Consider the following 13,781-nt stretch of genomic DNA (forward strand, 5'->3'; position numbering starts at 1 on the left):
TCACCGCCGTGGGGGTCTGTGCGGCCGGACTGTTCCACTTCCACGGTTTCCGCAACGCTCCCCGCCTGATCCGCAGTTGGTGTGGCGTACGCGAAACCTCTTTTACGGTACCGGGCTTGACGCCACAGTGTGAGTGATTCATCACAGAGCGCAACCAGCAAAGGCGTCACTCATGCCCGATGACATGTCCCGTTGCGTGGAGGAACTCCGCGCGGCCCTCGCCCTTCACGGCATCACGCTTCCCTCGCTCCGCGAGGACCTCCCGACCTTCGCCGGCACGTACGCGCCACCCGCCGGTCTCATCACGCTCGGGAACTGCAACACCGCCACGGCCCGCGCACTCGCCGCCGCACTCCGGAAGGCGGCCGGGCAGTGACGTTCGAACTCAGTCTGCTCGCGGTCCCGAAGTCCGTCCCGGAACTACGCCACCATCTCCGACACCACAGCTTCGACGTCCGCCTCTGCGTCAGCGAGCTGGTGACGAACGTCATCGATCACGTCGGCGAGGGAACCCCGGTGACCGTCCGCGTCCTGTCCACGGACACCGGCGGTACCCGCGTCGAGGTCACGGACCCCGATCCGCGCGCACTGCCCGTGCTCCTGCATGCCGCCACCACCGACGAATCCGGCCGCGGTCTCGCCCTCCTCGGCGCTTGCGCCCGGCGGTGGGGTGTGGAGACAGGGGCAGACCGCAAGACCATTTGGTTCGAGTTGACGGCACCGGATCAGGAGTCCGTCACACCCTGGCACGGTTCGCGGTAGGCGGCCTCGCCGTTCCTGAAGCTCAGTGCCGTGATGTCCTCCTACGGAGGTGTTGAGCGTACGAAGCGTGTGGCCCCGGCCCTGCTTCACCAGGAAGCGGGGCCGGGGCCAACCTGCTTGGCTACGTCGAACGGGCCGCCGTCCTGTTCGCCGACGGCCCATTCGACAACCATCAGTGCGAGGTCACTTGCCGTAGTACGCGTTGTAGACCGACACCGTCGACTTGTTGCCCTTCTTGTCGGCGATCTTGGCGTGGAACGAGATGCCCTTGCCCTTCGCCGGGTTCTTGACGGTGATCTTGCCGTCCTTGACGGTGAGCTTGGTCCACTTCTGGCCGTAGTCGTACGACACGTACACGGCCAGCGACTTGAGGTTGCTGCCCGCGGCCGCGCCCTGGACGGTGACCGGGAAGCTGACCTTCTTGTTCTCCGGAGCGCGGCTCCAGAGGTCGAGAGGCGCTCCGAAGCGGGCCGTCGAGACCGGGAGCTTCGCCTGGGAGCTGGTCTTCTTGGACTTGAACTCCCAGCTCGTGTCGACCCGGGTGGAGGCCGCGGCCACCTTCACGGACCGCTTGATGGACGTGGTCAGCTTGTACGTGGCCTCGCCGGCCGGGACCTTGAACTCGCCCCCGCCCTCCAGCGCGTCGTCGTTCTCGACGATCTTCGTGCCGTTGCGGTACAGCGTCGACTTCACCGAGGTGTAGAGCGACCCGCCGGCGTGGGTCTTGCCGTCGGCGAACATCGGCAGGTAGCCCCTGACGGTGTTGCCGTCGCGGGTGATGCCGTAGGAGCCGCCGATCCGGGGGCCGAAGACGCCGGTGTTGAACGTCTTCTCGTAGGTCTGGCCCGCCTTGAACGTCTGCTCGGCACCGAGCGTGTAGCTCGCGTCGACGATCGGCCAGCCGTCCTCGTCGGCCCCGGCGGTCTGCTCGAAGTCGAGGCCCCACTTCACGCCGCCCGTGGCGGACAGGTACAGCGTCCGGGTGCCGGGCAGCTTCTGCTCGATACTGATGGCGGAGGCGCCGGAGCTGTCGGGCAGGTAGCCCCACGCCGTGACGGAGCCCTTCTTGTCGCTGCTGGAGGCGCCCAGGTTGACCTTCACCGTGGACAGCTCGCTCTTCTTCCAGTGCTTGGTGTAGCCGGTGGCGAGCTGCTTGACCTTGGCGCCGGTGACGGCGTCGTACTCGGTGCTGGTGCCCTTGGTCCAGTGCCCGTCCCACTGCTGGTACACCGAACCGTCGGTGATCTGCGGACCGACGTGAGCGCTGCGGAAGCCCTTGTAGGAGTCCAGCCACCAGCCGAACGAGTAGCTGCCGTTCGGCACGTCCACCGTGTAGTCGGCCGACGCGAACTGGGACTCAGCGGCCGCCTCGGGCACCGTGATGTCGACCGGCTTGGCCTTGCGGGCGTCCAGCGTGATCGTGGTGTCCTTGGTGACGGACAGCTTCGGCTGGGCCAGCCAGTCGGCGCCCTTGGTGAAGTCCTCCGGGTCCACGAAGAGCGAGGAGTTGAGGATGTAACCACCCTTGGGCACACGGACCTTGACGGTGCCGGAGGCGTCGTACGGGGAGAACCACTTCTCCGTGGCGAGGCCGGAGACGCCCGCCAGGTTGATGTTGTAGTTCACGGCGGGCTTGCCGTCGCGGTCGATCGCCTTGAGCGTGACGGTGTACGACTCCACCTCGCGCTGCACGGCGGCGGCGGTGCGCACGGTCTGGCCGCCGCCCGTGGCCGTCACGTACGCCGAGTAGGCGCCGTCCACGGTGCCGCCCAGCTTGGTGTTGACCGTCAGGTCGACGGAGGCCGTGCCGCCCGCCGGGACCTTCACGGTCTTCGCGGCGAGGGTGAAGAAACCCGCCGGAGCGGCCTGGCCCTTGGGGTTGGTGCCCGCCACGGTCAGGTCGAGGGTGACGTCGTCCTTGCCGGTGTTCTTGTACGTCACCGGCTTGGTGACCGGTGTGTCGTCGGTGTGCGGCCACTGCTGCGTACCGAACGTCACCGACACCGGGTCGGCGAACACGGTCTGCTTGATGGCCTTGTCCACCTGGATCCGGCCCGAACCCTGCTGGAACGCGGTGTACGCGCCGCCCTTGGTCGACCCCGTGAGGGCGCCCTTGAGGTCGGCGTACGTCCAGTCCGGGTGCTGCTGCTTCAGGATGGCCGCCGCGCCCGCCACGTGCGGGGTCGCCATGGACGTACCGGAAATCGTCAGGTAGCCGGGCGGATTCTCCCCGACCTCCTGCTCGATGACGCTCCCCTTGGCCGAGGCGGCCGTGATGTCCACACCCGGCGCGGTCACGTCCGGCTTGATCTGGCCGTCGAGGCCGGGACCGGTGCTGGAGAAGGACGCCAGCTTGTCACTGTCGTCGACGGCGCCGACGGTGAGCGCGGAGGCCGCGGTGCCGGGGGAGCCGACGGTCTGCTCGCCGAACTCGCCCTCGTTGCCCGCGGCGATCGCGAAGAGGATGCCCTTCTCCTTGGAGACCTTGTCGACCTGGGCCTCCATCGGGTCCACCTCGGGGCCGTCGGGCCCGCCCAGGCTGAGGTTGATAACGTCGGCGCCCTGCGCGGCGGCCCAGTCGATGCCGGCGATGATGCCGGAGTCGTCACCGGAGCCGGTGTCGTCGAGGACCTTGCCGTTGAGGATCTTCGCGCCCGGGGCCACGCCCTTGAACTTCCCGCCGGACTTGGCACCCGTGCCCGCCGCGATCGAGGCGACGTGGGTGCCATGGCCGTACTTGTCGCTCGCGTCCGCGGCCGGAGTGAAGTTCTTGGACTCGATCACCTGGTCCTTGAGGTCCGGGTGGGTGCTGTCCACGCCCGTGTCCAGGACGGCGATCTTGGTGCCCTTGCCGTCGTAGCCGGCCGCCCACGCCTTGGGGGCGCCGATCTGGGGCACGGACTTGTCGAGGCTGGCCTTGCGGACGCCGTCGAGCCAGACATTGGCGATGCCGGAAGCGGTGGTGCCGTCGGTGTCGGTCACCGCGTTCCACAGCTTGGCCGCGTCGTCCTTCGGCGTGAGAACCGCGTCCGCGTTCAGGGTCTTGAGGGTGCGGCGGACGGTGGTGTCACCGGCGTCGCGAACGTCGGCGCGGGCCCCCGTGGCGGCTCCCTTGTAACCGACGATGAGCTTCAGGCCCTTCTTCTGGGCCTTGCGGGTCGCGGACTTGTTCAACTCGGTGATGTCGAACAGCCGCTGGTCCAGCTTGCCGCCGGCTATCAGGCGGGCCGCGTCGGCCGGTATCACGAGGGTGTGACCGTCGGCCTTGCGTATCTGGACGGGTATCCCGTCGCGGCCCTTCGCGCGCTCGAAGCCGACGGGGCGGCCCTTGGCGTCGACCACGACGCGGTCACCGGTGATCAGTGTGATGCGCTGCTCGGCCGAGAAGTCGGCCGCCTTCGAGCCGGTCGCGAGTTCGGGCGCCGCGGACGCCGGGCTGGTCATACCCGCCGTCAGGGCCACGGCCGCAGCCATGGCGATCGCGGTCGCGTTCGCTCTCTTCATTTGTCTGCGCAATTCTCCCCCTGGAGCTGAGGTCCGGGCGAAGCAACCGTTCGCCCAGCCAGGGGACACCTCGTACACGCATGCGCGTACACCCCCCGGATTACGCAGTATGCCGAGGGGTTGACGCACGCTCAATAGTGAGGCGGTTGTTAACAGTTGACGGTTTACTTCCACTTACGGCTGGAATTGAACGGCCACGCCCGGAAGACGAATCAACCCGCCAGACACTTACGACAAAGCGCCCCGAGCATCGCGCTCCGTCACCGTGACCCTTCCCTTGCGGATCGTCACGAGGCGTGGGGCCTTCTTCGCGATCGACGAGTCGTGGGTGACCATGACGAAGGTGAGCCCGTGCTCCTTCCACAGGCGCTCCAGGACGTCCATGATCTCGTCGCGCATGGACTCGTCGAGGTTGCCGGTGGGTTCGTCGGCGAGCAGCACCTTCGGACGTTTGACCAGCGCCCGCGCGATGGCCACACGTTGCTGCTGCCCGCCGGACATCTCCGAGGGCAGATGCCTGAGCCGCTCGCCGAGCCCGACCGACTCCAGCGCCTGAGCCGCCCGTTCGCGCCGCTCCCCCGTCTTCACGCCGAGCGGGACGAGCGCGGTCTCGACGTTCTCCTGGGCCGTGAGCGTAGGAATCAGATTGAAGCTCTGGAAGACGAATCCGATGTTCTCGCTGCGCACCCTGGTGAGCTTGGCCTCGGACAGTTTCGCCAGGTCCGTGCCGTCGAGTTCGACACTGCCCTCGGTGGGCTTGTCGAGCCCGCCGAGCATCTGGAGGAGCGTGGACTTGCCGCCGCCCGTGGGGCCCTGAATGACGAGGCGGTCCCCGTCCCCGATGGTGAGGTCGACGCCGTCGAGCGCGTGGACAGTGGGCTTGCCCCGCGTGTAGCGCTTCGTGACGCCTCTGAGTTCGTACATCGTGCAACTCCTGGGATACGTGAGGGGGATGGGTGTCGACTACTCGACGCGGCGCAGGGCGTCGGCGGGGCGCAGCCGGGAGGCGCGCCAGCCGCCGAAGGCGCCCGCGACGAGACCACCCGTGACGGCGAGGCCGACCGCGAGGGCGATGGTGGAGAGGCTGACGGGGGCGGTCAGCGCGACCTTGAGGGCCTCGGTGGCCGCCTGCCGCCGGAAGCCGCCGCTCATGCCGCCGGGACCGCCGCCACCGGGACCGGCCCCAGGACCGGCCGCTCCACCGCCTGAGGCACCCACCTGCGCCTCAAGGGTGGGGCTGATCGCGGTCACGACGTACGCCCCCGCCAGGCCGAGCGTGATGCCCAACGCCCCGCCGACGAGCCCGTTGACGACGGCCTCACCGACGACCTGCCGGGTCACCCGGCCGGACGTCCAGCCCAGCGCCTTGAGGGTCCCGAACTCCCGTACGCGGCGGGAGACGGCCGCGGAGGTGAGCAGTCCGGCCACGAGGAACGCGGCCACCAGCACCGCGAGGGAAAGCCACTTGCCCACGTTGGCAGCGAGGTCGGAGGCCGTGGACAGGGAACCGGAGACGGTGTCGGCGAGATCGGCGGAGGTGGTGACCGTCGTTCCCGGGATGTTCTCCTGGATGGTCGACTTGACGGAGTCGATCTGCTGCGAGTCCGAGGCCTTGACGTAGATCGTGGTGACCTCGTCCTTGGAGTCGCTCAGGGTCTGGGCCTGCTTCAGCGGGATGTAGAGGTTGGCGGCGGCGTCCCCGCTGTCCGGGGTCGCGATGCCGATGACCTCGAACTTGGTGCCCTTGATGGTGACGGTGTCACCGACGGCGAGCTTCTTCTCCTTGGCGTACGACGTGTCGGCGACGACCACCTCGGCGTTGGTCTCGGAGGTCCTGAACGTACGACCGCTGGTGATCTTCGAGGAGGTCAGCGGGCCGAGAGCCGGCTTGGTGACGTCCGTGCCGTACACGGAGTAGTTGTCGACCTGGAAGTCGGCGCCACCGCCCTGGACGCGGCCCTGGGGCTCCCCGCCCCCGCCGCCGGGCTGCCCGCCGCCGTACTGTCCCTGGCCCGGCTCCTGCTGGAACTCACCCTGCCGGAACTCCCCGCTCACCTTGAGGACCTGCAGGCTGAGCCCTCCGACGGCGTCGGAAACCCCTTGCTGCGCACCGACCTTGCTCACGGTGGACGCGGCCAGGGTCTGGAAGCCCCGGACCATCACCCGGTCGCTGCTCTGCTCCCCGCCGGAGTCGTCGTTCCGCGCGTCGAACTCGAACCTGGGGCCCTGGTTCTGTCCTGACTGGGCCTCAGCGGCCTTCGTGACGGTCATGTCCGTGCCAAGCCCGTACAGCGACTGGAGGACCTTGCCCTGCGCCTTCTCCATCCCGGAGGACACGGAGCTGACCACGATGACGAGGGCGATACCCAACGCGAGCCCGGAGGCGACCACGAGGGCCGCCTTTCTACGGCGGCGCAGTTCGCGCCTCAAGTAGGTGAAGAACATGGCGGCAAGCTAGGGACGCCCCGTGATGAACGAATAAGCCCGCCATAAGAGCTGGATGAGAAGCCCGTGCCCGGTCCGGACCCGACGTCAACGACGACAACGACAACGACGGCGGCACGGCCCCCCAGGGGCCGTGCCGCCGTCGTAGAGAAGTTCAGGAAGGTCAGATGGTCAGCCTCGCCGGAGCGCGGGGCTCAGACCGCCGAACCCGCCTTCCAGGAAGCCCAGTCCATGTTCCAGCCGTTCAGGCCGTTGTCGGGCTTGATCGTGGCGTCGCCGGTGTTCTCGACCACGACGACGTCACCGACCATCGAGTTCTTGAAGAACCAGGCACCCGGTGTGTTCGGGTCGTTCGCGCCCTTGGTGTCCGAGAGACCGACACACCCGTGGCTGGTGTTCACGCTGCCGAAGATCGACTTGGCGCCCCAGTAGTTTCCGTGGATGAAGGTGCCGGACGTCGACAGACGCATGGCGTGCGGCACGTCCTTGATGTCGTACTCGCCCTTGCCGTCGTCGTCCGTGAAACCGACCGTCGCGCCGTTCATCCGGGTCTCCTTGAACTTCTCGGAGATCACCATCTGGCCCTCGTACGTCTTGTTCTCGGGCGAACCGGCGGAGATCGGGATGGTCTTGATGACCTTGCCGTCCTGCGAGACCTTCATCTGCTTGGTCTGGGCGTCGACGACCGAGACCTGGTTGCGGCCGACCTTGAACGTGACCGTCTTCTCCTGCACGCCGTACACACCGTCGGCGCCCTCGACGCCGTCGAGCGCGAGCTTCAGCGTGACGGTCGAGTTCCCCTGCCAGTACTCCTCGGGCCGGAAGTCGAGCCGGTTCGGGCTGAACCAGTGGCCGACGACCTCCTGGCCGGAGCTGGAGGAGACGGTGATCCCCTTCTGCACGGCGGCCTTGTTCGTGATCGCCTTGTCGAAGTTGATCGAGACGGGCATGCCGACGCCGACCGTGGAGCCGTCCTCCGGCGTGAAGTAGCCGAGGAAGCTGTTGTCCGGGGAGACGGTGTTGAACGTGGCGTTCTCGTGGGCCGCGCGGCCCTCGGAGTCCTCGGCGGTCGCCGTGATCTTGTACTGGGTCGCCCGCTCCAGCTGACCGGTAGGCGCCCAGCTCGTCTTGTCCGCGGATATCTCGCCGGCGACGGCGGTGCCGTCCTCGGTCTTCATCTCGACGGACGTGAGCGTGCCCTTGGCCACGGTGACCTTGGCGGCGCTGTTGATGGACGCGTTGTCGGAGCCGTCCTTCGGCGTGATCTTGATTTCGGCGACGGAGGTCTTCTTTGCCGCCGCCTCGTCGGCCTTGGCCTGCGAAGTGTCACCGTTGCCGGAGTCCGACGCCTTGCTGTCGTCGCCTCCGCCGCACCCAGAGAGCACCAGCACCCCGCCGAGCAGTGCGGACGCGACCGCGAGGCCCTTGCGCCGCTTACTGTTCGTCATCACACGCTTCTCCATCGTTGCCGAATCCCCAAAGCCCAGAGAATCCCCGTAGGAACTTAAACGCCACGACCGGTTCTTCCCGTTCCACATCCCGAGGATGTGTGGGGCACGCCACTTTCGGTCCACTCCGGCCGACTGTCTGGCGCTGGGACCCTGTTGCCGAACTCCCGCCTTCCGGGCGGACAACGGGAGTTCGACGACAGGTGGTCAGTGCGCGTCATGAGACGACAGAACCCCGGGCCGCGGTTGCCGCCCGGGGCTGTGATTCTCACCCCACGCGGGTCAGCGGACCCGGTCGTCCTCTTCGTCCTCGGCGACATCATCCTCGTCCAGGTCCCAGTCAGGCGAGTCCGGGTCGTAGTCGATGTGCTCACTGCTCCAGGAGGCCTGGGCCAGATCGACCCCGGGCACCTCACTGACCAGGTCGAACGGGTCGACGAGGTAGGAGAGTGCCTCCGATGTGTCCTGCGTCACCGCGCTCTCGGCGTGCACGCGCTCGTCCGCCGCCAGGTCGACGTCGGCCTCGATACGGTCCAGCGCGGCCTTGGTCAGCGCGTCGGCGCTCTCGATCTCGACCACCAATTCCACCCGAAGGCGGATGAACTGTGATGTCTCAGAAGTACTCATAGGCGGAGCGTAAGGCTCACAGCTCGCGTGACTTTCCCGTGACCCGCGATTTTCACTAACATCGCCCCACACGGCCAATTCGCCAGCTCCACAAGGGGATCGATATTTCGTGTCCGCCGCACGTCGATCGTCGTCCACCGCACGCCGCACGCTGCTGACCGCCGCCGCCGCGGGAACCCTCCTCACGGCCCTGTGGTTCGTCCCGTCCGCGGAGGCGACCCAGGACGGAACAGAGGACGCAACAGGGCAGCAAGCGCTGACGTCCATGAACACGGACACGACGACCGAGACGTCCACCGACGCGGTCACCACCTCCGGCACCGACGCGGTCACCACTTCGGACTCGTCCCGGTCCACGGGCCCGGGCACCCAACTCGCCGACACCGGCAGCGTGAACACCACGCCGTACCTCGTCGGCGGCACCGTGTTCCTCGGCCTGGGCGCGGGGTTCGTGGCGTACTCGGTCCGACGGGAACGTATGGCGCTCTCCTGACTCGGGGGTGACGGAGCCGCTGCCCCGCGCGTGAAGGGGGCCGCGCACCCTCACATGCCCGCGGCCCCCGAGTCCACCGCCCTCAGTCCACCACCCTCAGGTCACCGCCCTCAGGCCAGCGGCCCCGTCACCGGCTCCACCGCCGCAACCAGGCGGCCCTGCCGGACGAAGGTGTCGGCCGCCGCCAGGTCGGGGGCGAGGAAGCGGTCCGGTCCCGGACCCTCGACGCCCGCCTTGCGAACGGCCTCCAGGACCGCCCGGGAGGCCGGGGCGGGGGTCAGTCCCTCACGGAGTTCGATGGCGCGCGTGGCGGCGTACAACTCGACGGCGAGCACACGGGTCAGGTTGTCGACGGCCGCGCGCAGCTTGCGGGCCGCGGACCAGCCCATCGAGACATGGTCCTCCTGCATGGCCGAGGAGGGGATGGAGTCGGCGGAGGCCGGAACGGCGAGCCGTTTCATCTCGCTGACCAGGGCCGCCTGCGTGTACTGGGCGATCATCAGCCCGGAGTCGACGCCCGCGTCGTCCGCGAGGAACGGCGGGAGCCCGTGGCTGCGGTTCTTGTCGAGCAGGCGGTCCGTACGGCGCTCCGCGATCGAGGCGAGGTCGGCGGCCGCGATGGCGAGGAAGTCGAGGACGTAGGCCACGGGGGCGCCGTGGAAGTTCCCGTTGGACTCGACACGGCCTCCCCCACTCTCGGCTTCGCTCGAGCGGGAGGTGCCCCCAGGCAGCACCACCGGGTTGTCCACCGCCGATGCCAGCTCCCGCTCGGCCACCGTGCGCGCGTGGGCCATCGTGTCGCGGCCGGCGCCCGCGACCTGCGGCGCGCAGCGCACCGAGTAGGCGTCCTGGACGCGGGGCGCGCCCTCCTGGTGGTGGCCGGTCAGGCCCGAACCCTTCAGGACGGCGAGCATGTTGGCGGCCGAGGCGGCCTGGCCGGGGTGCGGGCGGATGGCGTGCAGCTCGGGCGCGAGGACCTTGTCCGTGCCGAGCAGGGCCTCCAGGGTCAGGGCCGCCGTGACGTCCGCGGACTTGTAGAGCAGCTCCAGGTCGGCGAGGGCCATGACCAGCATGCCGAGCATGCCGTCCGTGCCGTTGAGGAGGGCGAGCCCCTCCTTCTCGCGCAGCTCGACCGGGGCGATGCCGTGGGCGGCGAGCAGCTCACCGGCCGGCCGTACGGCACCGTCGGGACCCTCGGCCTCCCCCTCGCCCATCAGTGTCAGGGCGCAGTGGGACAGCGGGGCGAGGTCGCCGGAGCAGCCCAGCGAGCCGTACTCGTGGACGACCGGGGTGATGCCCGCGTTCAGCACGTCCGCCATGGTCTGCGCGACCTCGGGCCTGACACCCGTGTGCCCGGAGCAGACCGTCTTCAGGCGCAGGAACATCAGCGCCCGGACCACCTCGCGCTCCACGCGCGGGCCCATGCCGGCGGCGTGCGAGCGGACGATGTTGCGCTGGAGCCGGCCGCGCAGCTCCTGGCTGATGTGCCGGGTGGCGAGGGCGCCGAAGCCGGTCGAGACGCCGTAGACGGGGTCCGGCTTGGCCGCGAGGGCGTCCACGATGCCGCGGGCCGCGGCGAGCGCCGTCACGGCCTCCTCGGAGAGCTCGACCCGGGCGCCGCCACGCGCCACGGCGACGACGTCGGCCGCGGTGACACCGGACGTCCCGAGCACCACCGGGTCCACAGAATGCATATCCATATTCAGGATCGTAGGGATTGAATCGCCGAATGTCACGACCGAATGAGGGAGGAGCTCCTTACCGGCCCGACCACTCGGCACAGGCCCGGAACCCGCTCGGTACAGGCCCGGAACCGCTCTGCACCGTTCTGGGCCCGCTCAGCGTCCGCGGATGCGGCGCCGCTCCCCCGTCGCCGCGTCGGCCGCCGGAGGCCGGTCGGCGAGGCGGACCACCGGGTCGCCCGGACCCGCCCGGCCGGCCACCACCGGTCCCAGCGAGCCCTCGGCCTTCGCCCGGTACTGCGCGGCGTCCGCGAGACGGAACAGCCTGCGCGGCGACCGTACGGGACCGATCGGGTCCTGCGTCGAGGCCACCCCGCACGCGACGCCCTCGCCGAGGTCCAGTCCCGCCGCCCGGTGGCAGAGTTCGCCGGCGACCTTGACCACGTCGTCCGCCGGGGGGCCCACCGCCAGCAGACAGAACTCGTCGCCGCCGAGCCGCGCCGCCAGGATGCCCGGCAGTATCGCCCCGCACAGCGACAGCACCGACCCGAAGCGCTCCAGCAGACGGTCACCGACCGCGTGCCCTTGCGTGTCATTGACCCGTTTCAGCCCGTTCAGATCGCAGACCACCAGGCTGACGACCGTCCCGTCGGCCTTGTGCTGCTCCACCGCCTCGCCGAGCCGGACGTCGACGGCACGGCGGTTGGCGAGCCCTGTCAGCGGGTCGGTGAACGCCAGCCGGCGGGCCTCCTCCAGCCGCTCGGACTGCGCGATCCCGGCCGCGACGACGGCCGCGAGCACGGTCGCGAACTCCGCGTCCCGCGTACGGAACACCTCCGCGCCCGCCGGACGCGCCACGTACAGCTCGCCCCACGCGCGGCCGTGCAGCACGACCGGGGCGATCACACAGCTGCCCCGGCCGCGCCGGCGCAGGGCGGCGACGCGCTGGTGGCAGTACCCCTCCGTACCGGGCCCGGCCGGGCCCTCGACGGTCTCGACCCACGCGCTGGGCCCGACCCCGCCCGCCCAGCGCTCGTGGAGGAACTCCGTGATCTCCGGGAACTGGTGCACGGGGTAGGACTCGCCGTCGGGGAACTCCTCCTCGTCCGGGGCCCTCTTCCCCACGTTCACGAGCACCTTCAGCCGGCCCAGGTCGCGTTCCCACACCGACAGCGCGGCGAAGCTCCCGGCGAGTGCACGGCACGCACCCGCGGCCGCGGCCCGCCACGACTCGCGCGGTGTCTGCGCGGCCGCCATCGCCTGCGCCAGCGCCACCACGGCCCGCAACCGCTTGTCCTCACCCATCACTCCAGGCTAGGTAGTTTTGCGGTGTTTTGGAGGATTGGGTGACGGTCTGATGACGTCTACTCGCCCGGCCACTTTGGCGTCCGCTTCTCGTTGAACGCCGCCACACCCTCCGCCCGGTCCCCCGAGAACGCGACCGACCGCCACGCCGCGTCCTCGACCTCCAGCCCCGCCCGCAGATCCAGCCCGTGCCCGAGGCGCAGCGCACGCTTGGCGGCGCGCAGACCTACAGGCGAGTTGGCGGCCATCCGGGCGGCCAGCGCCAGCGCCTCCGTACGGTCCTGCCCCTCGTCCACCAGCTGGTCGACCAGCCCCGTCTCCCGCGCCTCGACCGCCTCCACGCGCCGCGCGGTGAAGATCAGCTCGGCGGCGCGAGCGGCCCCGACCCGGCGCGGCAGCAGCTGAGTGCCTCCCCCGCCCGGGATCACGCCCACGGACACCTCGGGCAGCCCCACCACGGCCGTACGGTCCGCCACGATCACGTCGCACGACAGCGCCAGCTCGAAGCCTCCGCCCAGCGCGAAGCCGTGCACGGCGGCGACGGTGGGCACGGGCAGCTCCAGTACGCCGGTGTACGCGGCGCGCGCGACGGGCCGCTGACGCACCAGGTCGGCGTCGCTGAACGAGTTCCGCTCCTTCAGGTCGGCCCCCACGCAGAAGGCCCGCTCATGGGTGGAGGTCAGCACGACCACGCGGACGTCCCGGTCGGCGGCCAGGGCCTCGCAGGCGCCGGCGATGGAGCGGGCCATGCCGGTCGAGACCGCGTTCATGGCCTTGGGACGGTCGAGGACGAGCTCCGCGACGTGACCGTGCCGCCGCACGACGACGTACTCCCCGAACCGCCGCTCGTCCCCTTGCTCCACCATGACGCCCTCCGGTTAACGCGGGTTAACTTCCGTTGCCCCGATCATCGCAGCCGGGCCCCACCTCGGGGAAGTACGGATGGGCCACCCCGTTCGAGTGACACCGCACCCAACTCCCGCCCCAGCGTCCGGCAGGGGCGCATAGCGTGCGCACGCACAGCGCAACGGGGGCGCAGGGCGCTTCGAGGAGGAACGGCCGTGACGCAGAGGACGAGCAGGGCAGTCAGGGCAACCAGGGTGACCGGGGTGACCGGGGCAACCACAGCCGATCCCGAGGCCGACGCCCTCTCCCTCCGCCTCCACCCGCGGCCCACCCGCGGGCGCCACCGCAAGCCCCGTCCACGACGGATGCTGTTCGCGGTGGGCGGGCTCGCCCTGGCGGCGGGAGCGCTCAGTTTCGTGCGGCTGGTGCCCGAGTCGGCCGGCGGAGGCGGCGCCGGGGTCACGGAGGCGGAGCCGAGGGCCGCCGCCGACGGGGTTTCGGAGGGGGCGACCAACACGGCGGCGACCAAGAAGGCCGCGCGGCCCCCGGCCGGGTCCGCGGGTCCCGGCACGACCACCGCGCACGTCGTCGTCGGAAGCGGGCCGTCCCCTCGTACGACGACGGGGGCGACCCCGTCGTCCGGCGCCATGTCACCGGGCCCGACGGCCC

General features: G+C 69.8%; 11 protein-coding genes and 1 pseudogene. 4 read left to right on the forward strand and 8 right to left on the reverse strand.

The annotated features are described in order from the left end of the window. Nucleotides 1-172 precede the first annotated feature (172 nt). Together FPZ41_RS23230 and FPZ41_RS23235 are read left to right on the forward strand one after the other, a co-directional pair. On the forward strand, nt 173-376 hold the full coding sequence (locus FPZ41_RS23230; protein WP_152865548.1) for a hypothetical protein: 204 nt from the start codon (nt 173-175) through the stop codon (nt 374-376). Beyond that, on the forward strand, nt 373-762 hold the full coding sequence (locus tag FPZ41_RS23235; RefSeq protein ID WP_322620604.1) for an ATP-binding protein: 390 nt from the start codon (nt 373-375) through the stop codon (nt 760-762). Before FPZ41_RS23230 ends, FPZ41_RS23235 begins: the two co-directional genes overlap by 4 nt. 183 nt (nt 763-945) lie before the next feature. On the opposite strand, the gene FPZ41_RS23240 is transcribed toward FPZ41_RS23235, so the two are convergent. The 5 genes from FPZ41_RS23240 to FPZ41_RS23260 form a co-directional block, all read right to left on the reverse strand. Next, the gene (locus FPZ41_RS23240; protein WP_152865550.1) at nt 946-4,266 is read right to left on the reverse strand and encodes a S8 family peptidase; all 3,321 of its coding nucleotides are present in this window, start codon (nt 4,264-4,266) and stop codon (nt 946-948) included. A 228-nt stretch (nt 4,267-4,494) separates the two neighbouring features. Beyond that, entirely contained in the window at nt 4,495-5,190 is a 696-nt protein-coding gene (locus tag FPZ41_RS23245) for an ABC transporter ATP-binding protein (RefSeq protein ID WP_152865553.1), read from the reverse strand. Between the two features lie 39 nt (nt 5,191-5,229). Then, a complete protein-coding gene (locus FPZ41_RS23250) occupies nt 5,230-6,711 on the reverse strand; it encodes an ABC transporter permease (protein WP_152865556.1) in 1,482 nt (493 codons plus the stop codon). A 194-nt stretch (nt 6,712-6,905) separates the two neighbouring features. After that, complete coding sequence (locus tag FPZ41_RS23255) at nt 6,906-8,174, reverse strand: L,D-transpeptidase (RefSeq protein ID WP_194236188.1); 1,269 nt, start codon at nt 8,172-8,174, stop codon at nt 6,906-6,908. 267 nt (nt 8,175-8,441) lie between these two features. Next, on the reverse strand, nt 8,442-8,786 hold the full coding sequence (locus tag FPZ41_RS23260; protein WP_131563213.1) for a hypothetical protein: 345 nt from the start codon (nt 8,784-8,786) through the stop codon (nt 8,442-8,444). 109 nt (nt 8,787-8,895) lie between these two features. On the opposite strand from FPZ41_RS23260, the gene FPZ41_RS23265 reads away from it, so the two are divergent. Further along, complete coding sequence (locus tag FPZ41_RS23265; protein ID WP_322620605.1) at nt 8,896-9,279, forward strand: LPXTG cell wall anchor domain-containing protein; 384 nt, start codon at nt 8,896-8,898, stop codon at nt 9,277-9,279. 110 nt (nt 9,280-9,389) lie between these two features. Here the strand turns inward: FPZ41_RS23265 and hutH are convergent, their stop codons facing one another. The 3 genes from hutH to FPZ41_RS23280 all read right to left on the reverse strand — a co-directional run bounded on the left by hutH (nt 9,390) and on the right by FPZ41_RS23280 (nt 13,132). Next, entirely contained in the window at nt 9,390-10,979 is a 1,590-nt protein-coding gene (hutH, locus tag FPZ41_RS23270; protein ID WP_152865562.1) for a histidine ammonia-lyase, read from the reverse strand. A 138-nt stretch (nt 10,980-11,117) separates the two neighbouring features. Continuing rightward, on the reverse strand, nt 11,118-12,266 hold the full coding sequence (locus FPZ41_RS23275; RefSeq protein ID WP_152865565.1) for a GGDEF domain-containing protein: 1,149 nt from the start codon (nt 12,264-12,266) through the stop codon (nt 11,118-11,120). Between the two features lie 59 nt (nt 12,267-12,325). Beyond that, a complete protein-coding gene (locus FPZ41_RS23280; RefSeq protein ID WP_152865568.1) occupies nt 12,326-13,132 on the reverse strand; it encodes an enoyl-CoA hydratase/isomerase family protein in 807 nt (268 codons plus the stop codon). 243 nt (nt 13,133-13,375) lie between these two features. On the opposite strand from FPZ41_RS23280, the pseudogene FPZ41_RS23285 reads away from it, so the two are divergent. Beyond that, nucleotides 13,376-13,781 (forward strand): annotated as a pseudogene (locus FPZ41_RS23285) (hypothetical protein); the annotation flags it as partial.

It is taken from the genome of Streptomyces acidicola, assembly GCF_009377235.1.
Classification (GTDB): domain Bacteria; phylum Actinomycetota; class Actinomycetes; order Streptomycetales; family Streptomycetaceae; genus Streptomyces; species Streptomyces acidicola.